Source organism: Amycolatopsis sp. NPDC004772, assembly GCF_053601215.1.
In genome coordinates, this window is the sequence record NZ_JBSGBK010000123.1 from 1 (window position 1) to 19571 (window position 19571).

18 protein-coding genes are annotated in these 19571 nt (G+C 74.5%); 10 read left to right on the forward strand and 8 right to left on the reverse strand.

From position 1 onward, the window contains the following. Nucleotides 1-832: hypothetical protein (locus ACWEF6_RS39805; RefSeq protein WP_449687692.1), on the reverse strand; the 832-nt coding region annotated here is incomplete at its 3' end. Nucleotides 833-1002: 170 nt separating this feature from the next. Further along, nucleotides 1003-1467 carry an SRPBCC family protein gene (locus tag ACWEF6_RS39810; protein WP_449687693.1) on the reverse strand — a complete coding sequence of 155 codons (465 nt, stop codon included), beginning with the start codon at nt 1465-1467 and terminating at the stop codon, nt 1003-1005. Between the two features lie 109 nt (nt 1468-1576). Here ACWEF6_RS39810 and ACWEF6_RS39815 point away from each other — a divergent pair, with 109 nt between their 5' ends. The 3 genes from ACWEF6_RS39815 to ACWEF6_RS39825 are packed head-to-tail and all read left to right on the forward strand — an operon-like array spanning nt 1577 to nt 3525. After that, a complete protein-coding gene (locus ACWEF6_RS39815; protein WP_449687694.1) occupies nt 1577-1957 on the forward strand; it encodes an STAS domain-containing protein in 381 nt (126 codons plus the stop codon). A gap of 30 nt (nt 1958-1987) precedes the next feature. Beyond that, nucleotides 1988-2797, forward strand: a complete 810-nt coding sequence (locus tag ACWEF6_RS39820; protein WP_449687695.1) for a nucleotidyltransferase family protein — start codon at nt 1988-1990, stop codon at nt 2795-2797. Further along, nucleotides 2794-3525, forward strand: a complete 732-nt coding sequence (locus ACWEF6_RS39825) for a metallophosphoesterase family protein (protein WP_449687696.1) — start codon at nt 2794-2796, stop codon at nt 3523-3525. Before ACWEF6_RS39820 ends, ACWEF6_RS39825 begins: the two co-directional genes overlap by 4 nt. Before the next feature lie 31 nt (nt 3526-3556). Here the strand turns inward: ACWEF6_RS39825 and ACWEF6_RS39830 are convergent, their stop codons facing one another. The 4 genes from ACWEF6_RS39830 to ACWEF6_RS39845 all read right to left on the reverse strand — a co-directional run bounded on the left by ACWEF6_RS39830 (nt 3557) and on the right by ACWEF6_RS39845 (nt 9545). Beyond that, complete coding sequence (locus ACWEF6_RS39830) at nt 3557-6724, reverse strand: BTAD domain-containing putative transcriptional regulator (RefSeq protein WP_449687697.1); 3168 nt, start codon at nt 6722-6724, stop codon at nt 3557-3559. Nucleotides 6725-6875: 151 nt separating this feature from the next. Continuing rightward, on the reverse strand, nt 6876-8018 hold the full coding sequence (locus ACWEF6_RS39835; RefSeq protein WP_449687698.1) for a cytochrome P450: 1143 nt from the start codon (nt 8016-8018) through the stop codon (nt 6876-6878). A gap of 181 nt (nt 8019-8199) precedes the next feature. After that, on the reverse strand, nt 8200-8559 hold the full coding sequence (locus tag ACWEF6_RS39840) for a hypothetical protein (RefSeq protein ID WP_449687699.1): 360 nt from the start codon (nt 8557-8559) through the stop codon (nt 8200-8202). Nucleotides 8560-8936: 377 nt separating this feature from the next. After that, nucleotides 8937-9545, reverse strand: a complete 609-nt coding sequence (locus tag ACWEF6_RS39845) for an SGNH/GDSL hydrolase family protein (protein ID WP_449687700.1) — start codon at nt 9543-9545, stop codon at nt 8937-8939. A 38-nt stretch (nt 9546-9583) separates the two neighbouring features. On the opposite strand from ACWEF6_RS39845, the gene ACWEF6_RS39850 reads away from it, so the two are divergent. From ACWEF6_RS39850 to ACWEF6_RS39875, 6 genes are all read left to right on the forward strand, one after another. Next, entirely contained in the window at nt 9584-10363 is a 780-nt protein-coding gene (locus tag ACWEF6_RS39850; protein WP_449687701.1) for an alpha/beta hydrolase, read from the forward strand. A 69-nt stretch (nt 10364-10432) separates the two neighbouring features. Further along, entirely contained in the window at nt 10433-11407 is a 975-nt protein-coding gene (locus ACWEF6_RS39855; protein ID WP_449687702.1) for a quinone oxidoreductase family protein, read from the forward strand. A gap of 426 nt (nt 11408-11833) precedes the next feature. Beyond that, on the forward strand, nt 11834-12586 hold the full coding sequence (locus ACWEF6_RS39860; RefSeq protein WP_449687703.1) for an SDR family oxidoreductase: 753 nt from the start codon (nt 11834-11836) through the stop codon (nt 12584-12586). Continuing rightward, nucleotides 12583-13353, forward strand: coding sequence for an SDR family oxidoreductase (locus ACWEF6_RS39865; protein ID WP_449687704.1), 771 nt, complete (start codon nt 12583-12585; stop codon nt 13351-13353). The genes ACWEF6_RS39860 and ACWEF6_RS39865 overlap by 4 nt, the downstream gene beginning before the upstream one ends. Next, nucleotides 13350-14885 (forward strand): acyl-CoA carboxylase subunit beta, encoded by a 1536-nt coding sequence (locus ACWEF6_RS39870; RefSeq protein ID WP_449687705.1) that lies wholly within the window; start codon nt 13350-13352, stop codon nt 14883-14885. Before ACWEF6_RS39865 ends, ACWEF6_RS39870 begins: the two co-directional genes overlap by 4 nt. A gap of 122 nt (nt 14886-15007) precedes the next feature. Continuing rightward, nucleotides 15008-16261, forward strand: coding sequence for a cellulose binding domain-containing protein (locus ACWEF6_RS39875; RefSeq protein WP_449687706.1), 1254 nt, complete (start codon nt 15008-15010; stop codon nt 16259-16261). Nucleotides 16262-16273: 12 nt separating this feature from the next. Here ACWEF6_RS39875 and ACWEF6_RS39880 read toward each other — a convergent pair whose 3' ends face one another. After that, nucleotides 16274-17848, reverse strand: a complete 1575-nt coding sequence (locus ACWEF6_RS39880) for a long-chain-fatty-acid--CoA ligase (protein ID WP_449687707.1) — start codon at nt 17846-17848, stop codon at nt 16274-16276. Between the two features lie 177 nt (nt 17849-18025). On the opposite strand from ACWEF6_RS39880, the gene ACWEF6_RS39885 reads away from it, so the two are divergent. After that, the gene (locus ACWEF6_RS39885) at nt 18026-18799 is read left to right on the forward strand and encodes a maleylpyruvate isomerase family mycothiol-dependent enzyme (RefSeq protein WP_449687708.1); all 774 of its coding nucleotides are present in this window, start codon (nt 18026-18028) and stop codon (nt 18797-18799) included. On the opposite strand, the gene ACWEF6_RS39890 is transcribed toward ACWEF6_RS39885, so the two are convergent. Beyond that, nucleotides 18759-19469, reverse strand: a complete 711-nt coding sequence (locus ACWEF6_RS39890) for an alpha/beta fold hydrolase (protein WP_449687709.1) — start codon at nt 19467-19469, stop codon at nt 18759-18761. The two genes, ACWEF6_RS39885 and ACWEF6_RS39890, sit on opposite strands and share 41 nt — an antisense overlap. Nucleotides 19470-19571 lie beyond the last annotated feature (102 nt).

Consider the following 19571-nt stretch of genomic DNA (forward strand, 5'->3'; position numbering starts at 1 on the left):
GCTGGGGCAGGCCTTCCGGCGGCGTGGGCGCGCCGGGCCCGCCGGGACGGCCCGGCTGGGGAAGATCGCCTGCGGGCGGCGCGGCGTGGCTGCCGGGGGTTGCGCCCGGCTGGGGCAGGCCTTCAGGGGGCTGCGGCGCGGTGTACCCGCCGGGCGCCGCGCCCGGGTGGGTCGGCTGCGGAAGGCCTCCCGCGGGCTGCGGTCCGTTGTAGCCGCCCGGGGCCGCATATCCCGGCTGCGGAAGGCCCTGCTGGGGCACCGGGGGCGTCGCGGCCGGGCCGGCGTGCGGCTGCGGGACGTCCGTCCGGTCGTTCGACTCCTTCTGCTGCGCCACCACGCCCCGGGTGAGCCGCCCGACCAGCGCACCGGCCACCGCCGCACCCACGAGGAACGTGCCCGGGCGGCGGCGGGCGAAGCGGCGGACCTCGTCCAGGAGATCACCCGGCTCGCGGTGCTCGAGCCAGTCGGCCACCGAGCGCGTGCGGTCCGACACCTGGCGCGCGACGTCGCCGGCGAGGCCGGGCGAATCCGTCTGCTCCGCCATCCGCTCCAGCTGACCGGCCAGCTGGTGGAGGCTTTCGGCGGCCTTGCGCTGGCCGTCCCTGGCCTGCGACTGCAACTGTTCCCGGCCTTCGCGGAGCAGGTCGCGCGCTTCGCTCTGGGCGTGCGCGGCGACGTGCTTCGCTTGGTCCGCGGCCGTTTGCGCGACTTCGCCGCCCCGGTCGGCGGCCGTCGAAGCCACCTCGCGGGCTTCGTCCTTAGCGGTTTCCGGCATCGACGGCGAACCGCCGCCCGGTTGCGGCGGTGACTGACCGCCGGGTCCCTGCGTCATCTCGACCTCCTGCGGGAGAGGCACTTCCGCGCCCCCGTGGATGCCGATGGGCGACCACCGGCCTGGTAGGGCGGCTGGCTACCCGGGTGGTCCGGGGATAAACCGGACGCCGGCGGCAGCGAACCGCCCCCGTCGTCCAGTGACGGCGGGGGCGGCTGCGGGCCGGTCGGTCAGTTCCCGGGGCGGGCCACGTCGCCGCGCCAGGCGCCGGTTTCGCGGCCGCCGCGGTCCTCGATGAAGGTCTTGAACCGGCCCAGGTCGCCCTTCACTCGGCGGTCGAGGATGCCGAGCTTGTCGGCGACGTTCTCGACGAAGCCGTCCGGGTCGATGTCGAGCTGGGCGGTGACCCGGGTGTGCCGGTCGTCGAGGCGGTGGAACGTCACGACCCCCGCGTGGGTCGGGCCGGAGTCGGACTTCCAGGCGACGCGCTCGTCCGGGTGCTGCTCGGTGATCGTCGCGTCGAACTCGCGGGTCTGCCCGCCGACACTGATCTTCCAGTGCGTGTGGGTGTCGTCGAGCTGCCGGATCTCGTCGACACCCTCCATGAACTGCGGGAAGGACTCGAACTGCGTCCACTGGTTGTAGGCGGTGGTGACGTCGGTCTCGACGTCGACGGATTCGGTCACGGTGCTCATCGCCGGCTGTCCTCTCCTCTGGGCGGCTGGTCCGCTCCCGGTTACCCGGCAAATCGATGACAAAACGATGCAACCGATCTAGGGTCGGCAGCGACGGAAGGGAGCCCCCGTGACCGACGACGGGACGTCCACGCTCACGGTGCGCGTCCGCACCGTCCCCGAGGCCGTCGTCGTCGCGGCGGCCGGCGACCTGGACCTCGGCACCGCGCCGGTGCTGCGCGCCCGGGCCCGCGCCGCGCTGGCCGGGCGGCCGGGCGCGCTCATCGTGGACCTGGCCGCGATCACCTTCTGCGGCTCGGCGGGGCTGCAGGTCATCGCCGAACTGGCCGGCGAGACGGCGGCCGCGGACCTGCCGTTCGCGCTGGTCGCCGACGGACGCCCGGTGCTGCGTTCGCTGCAGGTCACCCGCATGGACAGCACGCTCGCGCTGCACCCCACGGTCGACGGTGCCTGCGCGTGGCTCCGGGAGCGGCCCGCGAACGGCGGTTAGGGCCGCGCCGGTCGCGGGTAACCCTCCGCCATGGAAGCGGAGGCGCTGCTGCAGAGCCTGACTCGCGTCGTGACCACGCTCGACGGCACCGGCATCCGGTTCGCCGTGGCGGGCGGGCTGGCCGTGTACGCCCGCGGCGGGCCGCCGTCGGACCACGACGTCGACCTGTTCCTCAAGCCCGGCGACGCGGAGCGGGCCGCGGAGGTGCTCACCGCCGCCGGCCTGCGCCGCGTGCACCCGCCGGAGGACTGGCTGACGAAGGTCTACGACGGCGACATCCTCGTCGACCTCATCCACGGCCCCAACCACCGGCCGGTGACCGACGAGCTGCTCGACCGCGCGGCGCTGATGCGCATCGGGTCCACCGCGGCGCCGGTCGTCTCCGGCACCGACCTGCTGGTGGACAAGCTGCTCGTGCTGAGCGCGCACCGGTGCGACTTCGCGCCGCTGCTGCGGATCGCCCGCGACCTGCGCGAGCAGGTCGACTGGACCGGCGTCGCCGTGCAGGTGTCGGCGTCCCCGTACGCCCGGGCGTTCCTGGCGCTGCTCGGCGACCTGGCCGTGATCGACCCGAAGGAGGCTCTCGTGCCCGAACCACCGCAATACCTCGTCGCCCGGCTCAGCCGGGCCCTCGCCGAAGATCCCCGCACCGCCGAGCTCGGGGTGCACGTGACCGTCCGGGGCGAGCACGTGCACCTGACCGGCGAAGTCACCTGCCCGGCGCGCAAGGAGGAGGTCGACGCCGTCGTCGGCGAGTACCTGACCGGGGAGCTGGTGCACAACGACGTCCGGGTCGCCGACGTCCGCGAACCGGCGAGCGCGGAGGAGATCGGCCGATGAGGATCGCCGCGGTCGGGGACGTGCACCTGGGCGAAGATTCCCGCGGCCTGCTCCGGCCGGCCCTGGAACACCTGGCGGGCACCGCCGACGTCCTGCTGCTGGCCGGGGACCTCACCCGGCACGGCACCGTCGAGGAAGCCCGCGTGGTGGCCGAAGAACTCGCCGGGCTCGGCGTGCCGATCGCCGCCGTCCTCGGCAACCACGACCACCACAGCGACTCCGGCGAGATGATCTCGAACCTGCTCCGGGAAACCGGCGTCGACGTGCTGGAAGGCGACGCGGTCCGGTACGACCTGCCGGACGGCTCCCTGGGCGTCGCGGGCGTCAAGGGCTTCGGCGGCGGGTTCGCCGGCAAGTGCGCCAGCCGGTTCGGCGAGCGGGAGATGAAGGACTTCGTCGAGACCACGATGGCTTCGGCGGATTCGTTGCGCAAAGCGTTGCAAAGCCTCGGCACGGACGTCGTCGTGGCGCTGACGCACTACGCGCCGATCCCCGGGACGCTGCACGGCGAGCCGCCCGAGATCCACCCGTTCCTGGGGTCGTACCTGCTGTGCGAGCCGATCGACGAGGTGGGCGCGGACCTGGCGCTGCACGGGCACGCGCACTTCGGGTGCGAGCAGGGCGTGACGCCCGGCGGGGTGCGGGTGCGGAACGTGGCGCAACCGGTGATCCGGAAGGCGTACGCGCTCTACGAGCTGCACCCGGCCGAACTGTCCACGCGGCGTTAACGGTCTCCGCGGGGGCGTTTGCGGCCGGCGGTCACTGGGCCAGCAGCGCCCGCACCGCCGCCAGTACCGGGCGTTCGCCGGCCGTGGCCAGGATTCGCTCGGCCGTGTGCCAGCACTCCCGGGCCGCGGCGGGGCCGGTCAGGCTCAGGCGGGCCTGGCCGAGCACGACGAAGGCGTACGCCTGGCCCAGCCGGTGCCCGCTCGCCCGGAACCCGGCGATCGCCTGTGCGGCCAGACGTTCCGCCTCCTCGGGCGAGCCCGCGTTGAACGAGATCCACGCCAGGCTGGTCCGGGCCTGCTCGGCCAGCAGCCGGAAGCCGCCCTCCTCGGCTTCGCGCAAGGCCGCCGCGCCGTGCGTGGCCGCGTCCACCGTGTCCACAGTGGACAGACCGAGCAAGGTGGCGATCCGGCCGCGGAGGTAGCCGATCTTCTCCGTCAGCCGGTGGGCTTCGGTGTACTCCGCCAGCGCCGCCGCCGGGTCGCCCGCCTGGCGATGGAGGTCGCCGAGCGCGCCGAGGGCGTCCACCTCGAACCGCTGGTTGCCCGCCTCGCGCGCCACCGTCACCGCCAGCCGCGCGGCGGGCCACGCCCGATCGAGGTCGCCGGTGACCCGGTGCACCGCGGCGAGCCGGACCAGCGCGTCCGCCTCGTCGTCGCGGGAACCCAGCTCCCGCAACGCTTCCAGGGCCTCGGTCAGCACGGCCCCGGCGCGGGCCAAGTCGCCCGACACGCGGTAGCCGTACCCGAGGTTGCACAGCGCGATCGCCGCCGCGTGCGGTGAGCCGAGCCGGCGGCAGAGGTCGAGGGCGCGCTCGTTGTGCTCGACACCTTCGGTGAGCCGCCCGTGTTCGATGAGCACGGCCCCGAGGTTGATCAGCCCGTTCGCCGCGCGGATCGACGCGCCGCTGCGCAGCGTCCCGGCCAGCGCCGCGGTGAAGTATTCGATCGCCCGGTCGAGCCGGCCGAGGTCCAGGTGCACGACGCCGAGCGCGTGCAGCACCGAGTCGGCGCCTTCGCGGGCACCGGCGGCCCGGTAGGACGCCTGGGCGGCTTCGAGTTCCGCCAGCGCCGTCTCGTAGTCCCCGCGGCTCCAGGCCAACGCCCCGAGGCTGTGGCGCATCGCGCCGGCGGCCCGCTCGTCCCCGGCCCGGCGCGCGGCGGCCAGCCCGGCGGTCGCGGCCGCCTGCCACTCCGCGTCGAGGCGGTGCGAGTGGAAGAAGCCGCGCAGCAGGTCGGCGGCCCGCCAGGCGAACGGCCCCTGCTCCCGCCCGGACGTCCAGCGGATCGCGGACAGGACGTTGCCGTGCTCGGCCAGCAGCCACCGGCGCGCGTCGTGCGGCTCGACAACCTCGCCGTCTTCGGGTGCGTCGGGCAGCCGTTGCAGGTCCGGGTAGAGCGCGGTCGCCGCGCCGGCCGCGGCTCGCAGGTAGTACCCGAAGAGCCGGTCGAGGGCGGCTGCCCGCTCGGCCGCCGGGAGGTCCTCGCGTGCCCGCTCGGCGGCGTACGCGCGGAGCAGGTCGTGCAGGCCGAACCGGTCGCCACCGCGAGGCTGCACGAGGTGGCTCGCGGCCAGGTCCCACAGCAACCGGCGGGCCTGCGGCGCGGCGACCCCGGCCAGTGCCGCCGCGCCCGCCACCCCGATGTCGGCCCCGGGCACCAGCCCGAGCAGGCGGAAGAACCGGGCCGCGGCGGCGGAAACGGCGTCGAAGGACAGGTCGAACGCCCGCCGGACGCCGAGCTGTTCGAGGTCGGGGCCGGCCAGTTCGGCGAGGTAGCCGTGCAGCGACCGGTCCGGCCACAGCGCCAGGTTCGCCGCGGCGATCCGCAGGGCCAGCGGCAGCCCGGCGCACAGCCGCACCAGCTCGCGCGCGGCGGTCTCCTCGGCCGCGACGCGCTCTTCGCCGACGACCGAGGCGAGCAGTGCGAGCGAGTCGTCCGGCGGCAGTTCGGCCAGCTCCACCAGCCGGGTGTCCACGGTGGCGGCGAGGCCGCAGAGCCGGTCCCGGCTGGTGATCAGCACCGCGCAGCCCGGGCTGGCGGGCAGCAGCGCGCGCACCTGGTCCGGCCCGGCCACGTTGTCCAGCACGATCAGCACCCGCCGGTCGGCGAGCACCGAGCGGTAGAGCGCGGCGGCGTCGGCGAGCTCGGTCGGCACCTGGCCGGGCCGGACGCCGAGCGCGTGCGCGAACCGGGTCAGCACCTCCAGCTGCGCGAGCGGCGGGACCGCCGAGTAGCCCTGGAGGTCGGCGAAGAGCTGACCGTCCGGGAAGTACCGCGCGGCGCGGTGCGCCCAGTGCACGGCGGCGGTCGTCTTGCCCACCCCGGCCGGCCCGACGAGCAGCGCGATCGGCGGGTGCGGCCCGGCCGGCCCGCCCACCAGGTCGTCCAAAGTGGACATGAGCGCGGCCCGGCCGACGAGCGTGGCGACGGCCGGGGGCAGCTGCCGCGGCCGGAACTCCGGTTGCGCGGCGGGCGGTTCGTCGGGGGTCTCGTCGGCGAGGACGGCCCGGTGGGCGCGCCGCAGCCGCTCGCCGGGCCCGACGCCGAGCTCGTCGGTGAGCATCCGGTGCACCTCGCGGTAGGCCTCGAGGGCGTCGGCGCGGCGGCCCGAGCGGTGCAGGGCCTCCAGGTACAGCGCCCAGAAGGCCTCCCGCCACGGGTGTTCGCGGGTCACCCGCGCCAGGTCGTCGGTGATCTCGCCGGACCGGCCCAGTTCGAGGCTGACCTCGAAGTACCGCTCCTGCGCCCGCAGCCGCTCCTGCTCGACGTCTTCCCGGTTCAGCACGTCGGCCGGAACATCGGCGAGCACGGGCCCACGCCAGCAATCGAGCGCGGCGGCGAGCAGTTCGCGTTCGGTGTCCGGATCCGGCTCGCCCGGCGCGGCGGCGACGAGCTCGCGGAATCGCAGCAGATCGTGCTGCGCGGACCGGACGCGCAGCAGGTAGCCGGTGGGCTGCGTTTCGATGACGCCGTCGCCGAGCGCCCGCCGCAGCCGGAGCGCGTGCACCTGGATGCTCTTGCGCGCGGTGTCCGGCGGGTCGTCGCCCCAGAGCAGCTCGGTGAGCCGTTCGAGCGACACCGTGGTGTTCGCCCGCATCAGCAACGCCGCCAGCAGGGCCCGCACCTTGGGCCCGGTGATCGGGACGGGTTCGCCGTCCCGCAGGACCTGCAACGGTCCCAGCACCCCGAAGCTGAGCACTCTGTTTCCGCACCCCCCGCTGACCGGACGAACCGGTCATCCCGCCGAGAGGGTAGCGGGAATCCGCCGGTGGGGCCGTATGGGCTGCACCACGGAGGGTGAGAGCGGGCTTCCCGGGGGCGGCTCGAGTGGAGGGCGGGTGGGTGGGTGGTCAGCCGCGTCGGATGGGCTGCACCACCGGCGGCGACAGCAGCGAGCCGAAGACCGGCTCCGGGTCGATGATCCGCAGGTCGAAGCCATCAAGCGAATCGGCGGACTCGAGCACCTTCGCCGTCGCCTGGTTCACGAACCGGGAGCCGACGCAGGCCGCGCTGCCGAAGCCGTACGGGAGGTACCTTGCCTTGTGGCCCTCCGGCGGCGCCGCCCAGCGGCCCGGGTGGTACTCGCCCGGCTCGGCCCAGACCTCCGGGTCGCGGTGCAGCAGGTACGTGCACAAGTACAGCCGGTCGCCCGGGGCCAGCGGGATGCCGCCCAGCTCCGTCGCCGCGGTGACCTTGCGGGACAGCAGCCAGGCCACCGGCCACAGCCGCAGTGCTTCGCGGACGCGGTGGGCGGCGGGCTCGGTCACCGAGACCGGCGGCAGGGTCGTGCCCGCCGGCGTGCCCGGTCGCCAGCCTCGGTCGAGCAGGACCGTCCAGGCGAACACCATCGCCGCGGCCCGGCAGACCGCGCCGACCAGGCCGTGCAGTGCCAGCGCGACGTCGTCGGCCGAGCCGAGGGCGGTGCGCAGGGCGTCGGGCAGGGGCTCCGCGCGGCCGGCGGCCCAGCGGTGCAGGGCCGCGTCGGCCCGGCTGTGCGCGAGACGGCCCCGGAGCCGCCGCAGGGCCGTGCTCGTGCGGTCGAGCCCGTCGGACGCCGCGAGGGCGTCCTGCAACGTCTGTCGGGCCCGCGTGGGCAGGCCGGGGAAGAGCTGTTCGCCGAAGAGCCGCAGGTAGCACGGCGCGAGCGCGCCCGGCCACGTCTCACCGGCCTCGGCGGACCGGCGGAGCTCGGTGCCGATCCGTTCCGCCGGCACGGCCTCCCAGGCGCGGTCCAGTTCCCGCGCCAGCGCGGCGTTGACCGGACGGCTGCGTTCGGAGCCGGGCACCCACCCGGCGACGGCCCCGAACGTCGCCGCCTTCGCCTCGAACGGCGTCGTGGTCCCGGCCAGCGCCGTGCGGACCAGCTCCGCGCCGGACACCAGGTACCGGCCCGGCTCGAACCGGCGGATCGCGACCCCGTCGCCGGCCCACCCCTCGAGGGCGGCGCGCGGGTCGGTCGGGAACGTGCCGGGCTCGGCGTCGGCTCGGCGCACGGAGGCCTCCCGGGTGAAGCCCCGCGACCGGGGCTGGGGGACCCCGGCCGCGGTGGTCATCAGTAGATCTCGTAGTAGAAGCGCCAGGCGGCGCCCAGCTCACGAGTGCGCAGGCTGCGCGCGACGGAACGGGTGAAGAAGCGAAGCGTCCTCATGGTGGTTCTCCTTCTCTTGCCGGGTGCTACCAGCGCAGGCCGATGTTGGACGAACCGGCGGGGCCGGAGACGACGCCGTACAGCCACTGGGCCGGCACGCCGCTGCAGGTCCAGGACCGCGGCGGGTCCACGGCGCTGAACCCGGAGCGGCAGACGGTGCCGTTGCCGTTGAGGACGGCCCACTCCGCCCCGCCGCTGCCGTGCACGTCGGCGTCGACCGACAGGGTGCCGCCCGGGAACCAGACCTCGCTCGTCTGGCAGGAACTGCCCGCGCACGTCGACGAAGTGCCGCCCTGCACGGTGGCCAGTGCGGCCGGTGCGGCGAGCGCGAGCGCACTGGCCGCGATCGCGCCGACGACGGCGGCGCGCTGGGTTGATCGGTACATGTCTGCCCTCTCTCCCTGAAGCGGAAGGGGCGGGCGCTGCAGGTTCCCAGCCTGCAGCGCGCGTCACGACGGACGCGGGAAGAGCTCCCCCAGTACCCCCTGGCTGCCAGGCGACCGGCACCCTCCCACCGGCAGATCCCCCCGGCCGGTGAGCTCCGGACCCCCAGCCCCTCGCTCCGACCGCCTGGCGGAACTGATCTTGCCGGTCGCCGGTTAAAGCCGGGCAAAACCGGCCGGCGGTCGGCGCGTACGAGGCCGGTGGTGTGTTGGGGCAGTGTGCGGGGGTCGCGAACGGTTCGGGTGTCCAGGTCGCACGCGGCGGTCGGTGCGGGCGAGGCCGGTGGTGATTGGGGAGCGTCCGGGCGCCACCAACCCGGTCAGGCGGCCAGGTCCCGCGCCGCCGCCAGGAGGTGGGGGGCCAGGCCTTCGGCGATTGCCGCGTAGCCGGCCGACGATGGGTGGAATCGGTCGGCGGAAAACAACCCCGGCTCCGCCGCGAAGCGAGCCGCGAGTTCGGGACCGGCCGTTGCCACCGCGCCACCGGCGCGGATCGCCGCCTCCGCCTGCGCCTGCGCGTAATGGCCGCTGGCCGCCGAGACCAGCTGCCGATACGGGCCCGGTACGCGCGCCACGATTCCCAGGTCCGGCGCCGGTACCACGATGACCCGGGCACCGGCGCGCACCAGGCGGGCCACCGCGTCGTGCAGCTGGCGGGCGCCGACCGGCGGGGCGACGAATCCGGCCAGGTCGTTCGCGCCGATCACGATCAACGCCAGGTCCACGCCCTCGCCGAGGGCGACGCCGACCTGGCGTTCGAGGTCGGCCGAGCGGGCTCCGGGCAAGCCGAAGTTCCGCAGGCGCACCTCGTGGCCCGCGTCGCGCAGGCGGCGGGTCAGCCGCCGGCCGAGGGTGTCGTCCTCGTGGCTGCTGCCGACACCGGCCGCCAGCGAGTCGCCGAGGACGCAGAATCGGAGTGGTGAAGGCATCGAGGGGTACAACGTGGGCGCGCCGCGGTTGCTTCCCCGTGGCCGTGGTCCTCGTGCTGCTGCTCACCGCTCTCTGGTCGTTCCAGCGGCGCCTGGTCTACGTCCCGGACCCGGCACCGGTACCCGCCGCCGCGAGCCTGCTGCCGGGCGCCGAAGAGGTCCGCCTCCGCACCGCCGACGGCCTCGACCTGGGCGCCTGGTACCTGCGCCCGGCCGGCCGGGACCCGGCGGCGACCGTGCTGGTCGCGGGCGGCAACGGCGGCAACCGAGCGGGGCGCGCGCCGCTGGCCGCGAAGCTCGCCCAAGCCGGGCTGGCCGTCCTGCTCTTCGACTACCGTGGTTACGGCGGCAATCCCGGCGACCCGAGCGAGGACGGCCTCGCCCTCGACGTCCGCGCCGCCCACCGGTTCCTCACCGAGGAGCGGCAGGTGCCGCCCGGGCGGCTGATCTACTTCGGCGAAAGCCTCGGCTCCGCCGTCGTGACGGAGCTGGCCCTCGACCACCCGCCGGCCGGGCTGCTGCTGCGGTCGCCGTTCACCGACCTCGCGGCCGTCGGCGCGGAGATCTACCCCTACCTGCCGGTGCGGCTGCTGCTGCGCGACCGCTTCCCGGTCGAGGAGCAGGCCGCGCGGCTGCGCGTCCCGGCGGTGGTGGTCCTGGGCGGCCGCGACTCGCTCGTCCCGCCGGCCCAGAGCCGCGCGGTGGCGGCCGCGGCGTCGGCCCGGCTGGTCGAGGTCCCCGGCGCCGATCACAACGACCCGGTGCTGCTCGACGGCCCCGCGCTGGTCGCGGCCGTCCTCTCGCTGGTTCCGCGCTGAACCTGGTCCTGGCGGACCCAGGCTGGACCGGGCCTGTCCGGGTGCGCCCGGCCGCCGCACGATGGCCGCATGACGAACACCATGCAGGCGGTCACCATCCCCGAGTTCGGCCCGGCCGACGTCCTGCGGCTCGACGCCGTGGCGATCCCGGAGCCCGGCCCGGGCGAGGTCTCGATCGACGTCGCCTACGCCGGCGCCAACTTCGCCGAGGTCCTCTACCGGCAGGGCGTCGTGGACGTCCCGCTGCCCTTCGTCCCCGGCATCGAGGTCGCCGGCCGGATCCGCGCGCTCGGCGAAGGCGTCACGGGCCGGGCGGTGGGGGAGCCGGTCGCCGCGCTGACGATCGTGGCGAGCGGGGGCTACGCCGAAGTCGTCACGACCTCCGCGGACCTCGTCGCCCCGCTGCTCGGGACCGACCTGGCCACGGCGGCCGCGGTGCCGTCCAACAGCAGCACCGCGTTCCTCGTGCTGGAGCGGGTGGCCCGGCTCGCGCCCGGTGAGCGCGTGCTCGTGCACGCCGCCGCCGGCGGGGTCGGCAGCCAGCTGGGCCAGGTGGCCCGCCTGCTCGGGGCCGGCCGGGTGGCCGGCACCGTCGGGAGCGCCGCGAAGATCGCCGCCGCGAAGGCGTTCGGCTACGACGAGGTCGTCCTGCGCGACGAGGTCGCGGGCCTCGGCGAGTTCGACGTCGTGGTGGACGTGGTCGGCGGCCCGGCGCGCCGCGCGAGCCTGGACCGGCTGGCTCCGATGGGCCGCCTGGTGGTGCTGGGCAACGCCTCGGGCGCCGCGGACGTCGGCATCCCGGCCAACGAACTGTGGTTCACCAACAAGACCGTGGCGGGCTTCAACCTCGCCGCGTTCTCCGCCGTGGCCCCGGACACCGCGGGCCGGGCGCTGCGCCGGGCCGTGGCGGCCGTCGCGGACGGCACCCTGCGCGTCGACGTCGAGGTCCTGCCGCTGGCGGACGCGGTCACGGCCCACCGCCGCATCGAATCCGGGGCGACGACCGGCAAGCTCGTGCTCCGCGTCAGCGACCCCTCTGCTTGAGCAGGTCGCCGAGGTCGACGACCTGGTCGGCGGGCGGCGGCCGGCTTGCCGTCCGGGGGCGGCTCCGCGAATTCGGGGAACAGTTCCGGCGCTTTCGCGGCGTCGAGTTCGAGGACGTAGTGGTTGACCGGCCGCTCGCCGAGCCGGGTCTGCTCGGCCGACACGATCCGGCCGGTCCGCAGGTCGTCGCCGACCCATTCCTTCCCGGCACCCCCGACGGCGCGTGCGTGAAGCTGAGCGAGCCGGGCGAGCTGACGGTGAACGTGCCGAGCACCACGCTCGTGGTGAAGGTGGCGGACGGCGCCGCGGCGATGATCGGGCCGGGCAGTGTGACGTGTGTCCGCCTTGAGACCTCGGCCGCATCGCGCATAATGGCCCCTGACCGACTGCTTGGTATGTGCCGGGCACCACAGCCGAAGGAGACCCGTGAACTCGTTCAAGGATCGCGTCGCGATCGTCACCGGGGCCAGCCGGGGCATCGGCCTCGGGATCGCGAAGACGCTCGTCGAGCGCGGGGCCAAGGTGTGCCTCACCGCGCGCAAGACCGACGCCCTCGAAGAGGCCGTCAGCTCGCTCGGCGGCCCGGACGTGGCCATGTTCGTGGCGGGCAAGTCCGACGACACCGACCACCAGGACGAGACGGTCGCCAAGACGATCGAGACCTTCGGCCGGCTCGACTACCTGGTCAACAACACCGGCATCAACCCCGCCTACGGCCCCACCCTGGACATCGACCCGGCCGCCGCGGCGAAGATCCTCGGCGTCAACGTGCTCGCGCCGCTGGCCTGGACCAAGCGCGCCCGCGACGCGTGGATGGGCGAGCACGGCGGCGCCGTCGTCAACGTCGCCTCCGTCGCCGGCCTCGGCGCTTCGCCGGGCATCGGCCTGTACGGCGTCAGCAAGGCCGCGCTGATCCGGCTGACCGTCGAACTCGGCGCCGAGCTCGGGCCGAAGATCCGGGTCAACGCCGTCGCGCCGGCCGTGGTCAAGACGAAGTTCGCGACCGCGCTCTACGAAGGCCGCGAGGAGGAGGTCGCCGCGGCGTACCCGATGAAGCGGCTCGGCGTGCCGTCGGACATCGCGGGCGCGGTGGCGTTCCTGCTGTCGGACGACGCGGGCTGGATCACCGGGCAGACCGTGGTCCTCGACGGCGGCGTGACCCTCGGCGGTGGCCTGTGACCGGGGTCGTCGTCACCGGGGGCGGCGGCGGTATCGGCGCCGCGCTGGCCCGCCGCTTCGCCGCCGACGGAGCCGAAGTCGTGGTGGCCGACCTCGACGGGGACAAGGCCGCGGAGGTGGCCGCCGAAGTCGGCGGGACGGCGTTCGCGGGTGACGTCGCGAGCCTCGACGGTGTCACCAAGCTGATCGACAGCGCGCGCTCGGCGCTCGGTGAGATCGACGTCTTCTGCGCGAACGCGGGCATCGCGCCCTTCGGCGGCGCGGAAAGCGGCGAGGACGTGTGGGCGCGCACCTGGGACGTCAACGTCATGTCCCACGTCCGCGCGGCGAACCTGCTGCTGCCGGCGTGGCTGGAACGCGGTCGGGGGCACTTCATCGCGACGGTGTCCGCGGCCGGCCTGCTGACCAGCCTCGGTTCGGCGCCGTACTCGGTGACCAAGCACGGCGCGCTGGCCTTCGCGGAATGGCTGTCGGCGACCTACCGCCACCGCGGCATCACCGTGCAGGCGATCTGCCCGCAGGGTGTCCGCACGGCGATGCTGGAGAGCACCGGCACGGCGGGGCAGCTGCTGATGGGCGCCTCGGCGATCGAGCCGGAGCAGGTGGCGGACGCGCTGTTCGCGGCGATGGACGACCTGCGGTTCCTGGTGCTGCCGCACCCGGAGGTCGCGGGCTACTACGCGGCGCGCGCGACCGAGACCGACCGGTGGCTCGGCGGGATGAACAAGCTGCAGCGCAAGGTCGAAGAGGCCGTCGGAGAGCTGTGAACTGGCAGCCGGAGGTCGACGAGATCGCCCGGCGGCGCGAGCTGGCCGAGCGCATGGGCGGGCCGGAGAAGGTGGCCCGCCAGCACGCCGCCGGGCGTTCGACGGTCCGCGAGCGCATCGCGGCACTGGCCGACCCGGGCAGCTTCGACGAGATCGGGGCGCTGGCCGGTACCCGGTCCGCAGTGGACGGATTCACCCCGGCCAACTTCGTGCTCGGGACGGCCCGCCTCGACGGCCGCCGGGTGGCCCTCGGCGCGGACGACTTCACGATCCGGGGCGGCGCGGCGGACGCGGCGATCATGGAGAAGCAGGTCTACGCCGAGCGGTTGGCCAACGAGCTGGGACTGCCGCTGGTCCGGCTGATCGAGGGCACCGGGGGCGGCGGCAGCGTCAAGATGCTGGAGCAGCACGGGTTCAGCTACGTCCCGGTCAACCCGGGCTGGGACGTGGTGGTGGACAACCTGTCCGCGGTCCCGGTCGTGTCGCTGTGCCTGGGCCCGGTGGCCGGGCTGGGCGCGGCGCGGGCGGTGATGTCGCACCTGTGCGTGCTGGTCGAGGGCACGGGTCAGCTGTTCGTCGCGGGACCGCCGGTGGTGCAGCACGCCACCGGCGAGGACCTGACCAAGGAGGAGCTCGGCGGCGCCGAGGTGCACCGGCGCAGCGGCGCGGTGGACCGGATCGTGCCGTCCGAGGCGGCCGCGTTCGCGGTGGCCAAGCAGTTCCTGTCGTACCTGCCGTCCTCAGTGGACTCCCTGCCGCCGGTGGTGTCCACTGTGGACCCGGTCGGCCGCCGCGACGAGGCGCTGCTGTCGCTGGTGCCGCGCAACCGCCGTCACCCGTACCGCCTGCGGCCCCTGCTCGACGGCGTCTTCGACGAGGGATCGGTGTTCGACTACGCCGTTTCGGGCGGCTCGGCGTACGCGGGTCTGGCCCGCTTGGCGGGTCACCCGGTGGGCGTGCTGGCCACCGACGCCTACCGCGGCGCGACGCTGACGCCCGAGGGTGCCGACGTGCTGACGCGGCTGGTGGACCTGTGCGAGACGTTCCACCTGCCGCTGGTGTCCTTGACCGACCAGGCGGGCATGGTGATCGGCGCGGCGGCGGAGCGGGCGGGCGCGATCCGCCACGGCGCCCGCGCGGTGACGGCGGTGTACCAGGCCCGCGTGCCGATGGCGGAGGTGATCGTCCGCCGGGTGTTCGGCGTGGGCGGAGCGGGCCAGGTGAACCGGCACCGCCTGGTCCGCCGCTGGGCCTGGCCCTCGGGGGACTGGGGCTCGCTGCCGGTGGAGGGCGGCATCGAGGCGGCCTACCGCGCGGAACTCGACGCGGCCCCGGACCGGGAGGCGCGGATCGCGGAAATCCGGGCGCGGCTGGACGAGGTGCGCTCCCCGTTCCGCACGGCGGAGCGGTTTTCGGTGGAGGACGTGATCGACCCGCGGGAGACGCGCGCCCGGCTGTGCGACTGGGTGGCGGACGCCTACGCGGTGCTGCCGAAACTGGTGGGCCGGCCGTCGTTCGGGATGCGGCCCTGAGGGCGCCCGCTGAAAGTTACACCGGGCCGGAGCCCGCTGACCCGCACGATTCCGCGGCCGGTTGACAGCTTCGTCACGCCGGTTCCAGCATCGGCCTGCTGACCGCCGGAAGGAGTCGCGTGATGATCAAGAAGGTCCTGGTGGCCGTGGCCGCCGCGGCGCTCGTGCTGGGAACCGGCGGGGTGGCCGCGAGTGCGCCCCGGCAGCCGGCCGCCGCCACCGCCGCCACCGCCGGCTGCGGGAAGGCGCCGACGCTGACCAGCGGCACCCGGACGATCCAGACCAGCGGGAAGAACCGCAACTACCTCCTGCGGATCCCCGACGGCTACGACCGCACCCACCCCTACCGGCTGATCTTCGGCTTCCACTGGCTGGGCGGCACGGCCACCGACGTCGACACGGGCCGGACCGTGCAGACCGGGGCCTGGGCCTACTACGGCCTGCAGCGGCTCGCGAACAACAGCGCGATCTTCGTGGCGCCGCAAGGGTTCAACAACGGGTGGGCGAACTCCGGCGGCGAGGACGTCACTTTCACCGACGACATCATCCGGCAGGTCGAGGGAGACCTCTGCGTCGACACGACCCAGCTGTTCTCCGTGGGCTTCAGCTACGGCGCCGCCATGAGCTACTCGCTCGCCTGTTCCCGGGCGGCGGTGTTCCGCGCGGTGGCCGTGCAGTCCGGCGGCGTGCTCAGCGGGTGCAGCGGCGGCACGCAGCCCATCGCCTACCTCGGCGTGCACGGGCTGCGGGACAACGTGCTCGGCATCGCGGGCGGCCGGTCGCTGCGGGACCGGTTCGTGGCCAACAACGGCTGCACCGCCCAGAACCCGCCCGAGCCGGCCCAGGGCAGCCTGACGCACCGGGTGACGAGCTACGCGGGCTGCCGGGCCGGGTACCCGGTGCAGTGGGCGGCCTTCGACGAGGGGCACATCGCCGCCCCGCAGGACGGCGCGACCGGGGACAGCGGCTCCCGGACGTGGGTGCCGGCGTTGGTGTGGCAGTTCTTCTCGCAGTTCGGTTCCACCACGCCGCCGCCCGACGACCCGCCGCCGGGCACCGGCGCCTGCCGGGTCGGCACCACGGTCAACGCGTGGAACACCGGCCTGACCGAGAACATCACCATCACGAACACCGGCTCGGCCGCGATCAGCGGCTGGTCGCTCGGGTTCACCCTGCCCGCCGGCCAGACCATCACCTCCGGCTGGAGCGCCACCTACGCGCCGTCGAGCGGGCAGGTCAGCGCCACCAACGTCGCCTACAACGCCGACCTCGCCGCCGGGGCGTCGATCACCATCGGCTTCCAGGCCAACCACACCGGGAACCCGGCCCCGGCCACCGCGTTCACCCTCAACGGCGCGGCCTGCACGGCCGGCTGACCGGCGCCGGGGTCACGCCTTCGTGGCGCGGAGGCGTGACCCCGCTTCGGTGTAGGCGATGGCCTTCCCGTCGCGTTCCCAGAGCACGTCGGCGCACTCCACACCCTCGGCGGACAGCTGCCGCTTGAGGACCTTGAACGTCGAGGTCCGCGGGAGTTCCCGGGCCGCGCGCACGTACCGGGGCACCTGCTTGGGCCCGAGATCGGCCTGGCCGGCGAGGAACCGGCCGAACTCCGCCGGGTCCAAGGGCGGTCCGTCGGTGACGATCGCGGCCATCACCTGGTCGCCGGTCACCGGGTCGGGGACCGCGTAGACGGCGGCGTCGGTGATCGCCGGGTGCCGCAGCAGGATCCGCTCGATCGGGGCCGTGCCGAGGTTTTCGCCGTCGACGCGCAGCCAGTCGCCGAGGCGGCCGGCGAAGTAGCAGAACCCCTCGGCGTCGGCGTAGGCGAGGTCGCCGGTGTGGAACCGGCCGTCGCGCAGCCGTTCGGCGTCGGCCGCGGGATCGCGGTAGTAACCGGCGAACCAGCCGGCGCCGGCCGTGTTGACCAGCTCGCCGACGGCGTCGGCGGCGTTGACCAGGTGGCCGTCGGCGTCGAACTCGGCGGGCGGGCACGGGCGGCCGGTGTCCGGATGCAGGATCGCGACGTCGCCGGCCGGTTTGCCGAGCGAGCCGGGCGGGGTGTCGTCGGTGCGGGCGAACCCCACCCCGCCCTCGGTGGAGCCGAACGCGTCGACGACCTTGCAGCCGAAGCGGGTCTCGAACGCGGCCAGGTCGGCGCTCGCCCCTTCGTTGCCGTAGACGAGCCGCAGCGGGTTGTCGGCGTCGTCCGGACGTGGGGGTGTGGCGACCACATAGGACAGTGGCTTGCCGACGTAGCTGGCGTAGGTCGCGCCGAACTTCCGCACGTCGGGCAGGAAGCCGGAGGCCGAGAACCGCCGGCGCAGGGCGATGCCCGCGCCGGCCGCGAGCCCGACGGCCCACCCGGCCATGACGGCGTTGGAGTGGAACATCGGCATCGTGACGTAGACGGTGTCCGATGTGGACAGCCGGAAGCGGTCGGCGAGCATGGCGCCGGGGAAGGCGATCTTGCCGTGGGTGCAGCGCACGGCCTTCGGGTCGCCGCTGGTGCCGGAGGTGAAGATCAGCATCAGCAGGTCGTCCGCGGTCGCGGGGACCGGCTCGATCGGGTCGTCCGCCGGGGTCCAGGCCGTCAGGTCGCGCACGTCGAGGTCCAGTCCCGCCAGCAGGGGCCGGTACTTGGCTTCGGCGAGCACGAACTGGCAGTCGGCGAGCCGGACGTCCCGCGCGAGCGCGGCACCGCGCCGCGTGGGGTTGAGCCCGACCAGCACCGCCCCGGCGAAGGCGCAGGCGCCCAGCAGGAACGAGAACTGCGGGACGTTGTCGGCCAGGATCCCGACGTGGGGTGGCTCGCCGGGGCGCAACGCTTCGCGGAGGCTGCCCGCCCAGCGCGCGGACGTCCGGACGTGCTCGGCCCACGACCAGGTTTCGTCCTCGAACCACAGGCCCGGCCGCTCGTCGCCGGCCCGGGCCAGCAGGAGCTCGGTCACCGTCGGGACGCTCATCCGCGCACCTCCAGGGCCAGTGCGGTCAGAAGTGAAACACGTTCTACTTCTATCACGAGGTCCGCCGCGGGGTCCACCACGCCGGTGGCCTGCCCTCAGTGGTGGTCGCCGCGGCCCGGTCACCGGAGCTGCTGTGCCCGGCGGAACACCTGCGGCCCGTCGTGAGTTGTGGGTGGCATGACCCAACTCGTGGACCGCACGATCGCCGCCCTCCGTTCCGAGCACGACACGCTCGCCGAGCTCGTCCGCGGCCTCACCGATGAGCAGCTGGCCGCCCCCAGCGGGGCCGCCGAATGGACCGTCGCCCAAGCCCTTTCCCACCTCGGCAGCGGGGCCGAGATCGGCCGCGCGCCCCTCGCGCGAGCCGCCGGTGAAACCGTGGCCGCCGAAGAGAACCAGGCGATCTGGGCCCGCTGGGACGCCTCCGCCCCGCGCGCGCAGGCCGAAGGGTTCCTGGAGCACAACGCCCGCTGGCTCGAGACGGTCGAGGCGCTCACGCCCGAGCAGCGGTCCTCGCTGACCGTCGACCTCGGCTTCCTGCCCGAGCCCGTCCCGCTGGTGACCGCGCTGGGACTGCGGCTCAACGAGGTCGCCAACCACTCGTGGGACGTGCGCGTCGCGTTCGACGAAACCGCCGGGGTGGCCGCCGGTTCGGCCGACGTCGTCGTCGAGCTGCTGGCCGGGCCCGTCGGGTTCATGCTGAACTTCCTCGCGAAGCCGGCCGAGCTCGCCGAGCCGGTGTCCGTCGCGGTGCCCGGCGCCGGCCTGGTGATCGACGACGCGGTCACCGTGGTGGACCACCTCGAAGGGCCGACGGCAACGTTCGACGGGCCGGCCGAAGCGTTCGTCCGGCTGGTGAACGGCCGGCTCAAGGCGCCGTACGACAAGGGTGTCACCGTCGAGGGCCGGGTCACGCTCGACGAGCTGCGCCGGGTGTTCCCCGGCTTCTGAAGCTCTCGAGGAGGGCGGCCAGTTCGGCCGGGCGGCTGAGCGCGGCGCAGTGACCGGCGGTGATCTCGTCGGGCACGATGCCGAGCCGCTCGGCCGCCAGCCGGCGGACGAAGTCCGGCGGGAAGCAGCGGTCCTCGCGGCACAGCACGAACCGGGTGGGCACGTCCGGCCACGCGGCCAGGGGCCACGGCTCCCGCATCGCGGCAGGGGAGGGGTGCGCGCGTTCCTTGCTCAGCGCTTCGTCGGCGAGGGCGCGCGGGACGTCGTGGTAGAAGCTGACGTACGGGTCGGCGTGGCCGGTGCGGCCCTCGTCGCGGGCCGCCTGGGTCTGCACGGCCTCGCCGCAGCCGGTGTTCCGGCTCCAGGCTTCGGGCGGTTCGCCGGGGGCGGGGATCATGCCGGCCACCAGGACCAGCAGCCCGGCCGCGAGCCGGTCGGCGACCAGCGGGGCGGTGAAGCCGCCGAACGAGTGGCCCACGACGACCACGTCGGTCCGGTCGCCGACGCCCTCGACGACCGCGTCGGCGTAGTCGGTGAGCGTCGCCGTGTCGTCGTCGCCGGGCAGGTCCGGGGCGATCACCTCGTGGCCGCGGGCCTTCAGCTCGGCGGCGACCAGGTGCCAGGACCAGCCGACGTCGCCGCCGCCGTGGATCAGAACGTACGTGCTCATGGGACTGCCCTAAGGTTGATGTTGTTCGGGGCGAGTGCCCTGGATGCCCAGGGCGTCGGGGTGTGGCTGATGAGGCTCTGCCCGTGTGGTGGCTCGGAAGGA

Excerpts from the sequence above, each read along its gene's own strand:
- ACWEF6_RS39845 (WP_449687700.1), bottom strand. The coding sequence starts at position 9,545 with ATGCCTTCACCACTCCGATTCTGCGTCCTCGGCGACTCGCTGGCGGCC.
- ACWEF6_RS39810 (WP_449687693.1), bottom strand. The coding sequence starts at position 1,467 with ATGAGCACCGTGACCGAATCCGTCGACGTCGAGACCGACGTCACCACC.
- ACWEF6_RS39875 (WP_449687706.1), top strand. The coding sequence starts at position 15,008 with ATGATCAAGAAGGTCCTGGTGGCCGTGGCCGCCGCGGCGCTCGTGCTG.
- ACWEF6_RS39890 (WP_449687709.1), bottom strand. The coding sequence starts at position 19,469 with ATGAGCACGTACGTTCTGATCCACGGCGGCGGCGACGTCGGCTGGTCC.
- ACWEF6_RS39825 (WP_449687696.1), top strand. The coding sequence starts at position 2,794 with ATGAGGATCGCCGCGGTCGGGGACGTGCACCTGGGCGAAGATTCCCGC.
- ACWEF6_RS39820 (WP_449687695.1), top strand. The coding sequence starts at position 1,988 with ATGGAAGCGGAGGCGCTGCTGCAGAGCCTGACTCGCGTCGTGACCACG.
- ACWEF6_RS39840 (WP_449687699.1), bottom strand. The coding sequence starts at position 8,559 with ATGTACCGATCAACCCAGCGCGCCGCCGTCGTCGGCGCGATCGCGGCC.
- ACWEF6_RS39885 (WP_449687708.1), top strand. The coding sequence starts at position 18,026 with ATGACCCAACTCGTGGACCGCACGATCGCCGCCCTCCGTTCCGAGCAC.
- ACWEF6_RS39880 (WP_449687707.1), bottom strand. The coding sequence starts at position 17,848 with ATGAGCGTCCCGACGGTGACCGAGCTCCTGCTGGCCCGGGCCGGCGAC.
- ACWEF6_RS39855 (WP_449687702.1), top strand. The coding sequence starts at position 10,433 with ATGACGAACACCATGCAGGCGGTCACCATCCCCGAGTTCGGCCCGGCC.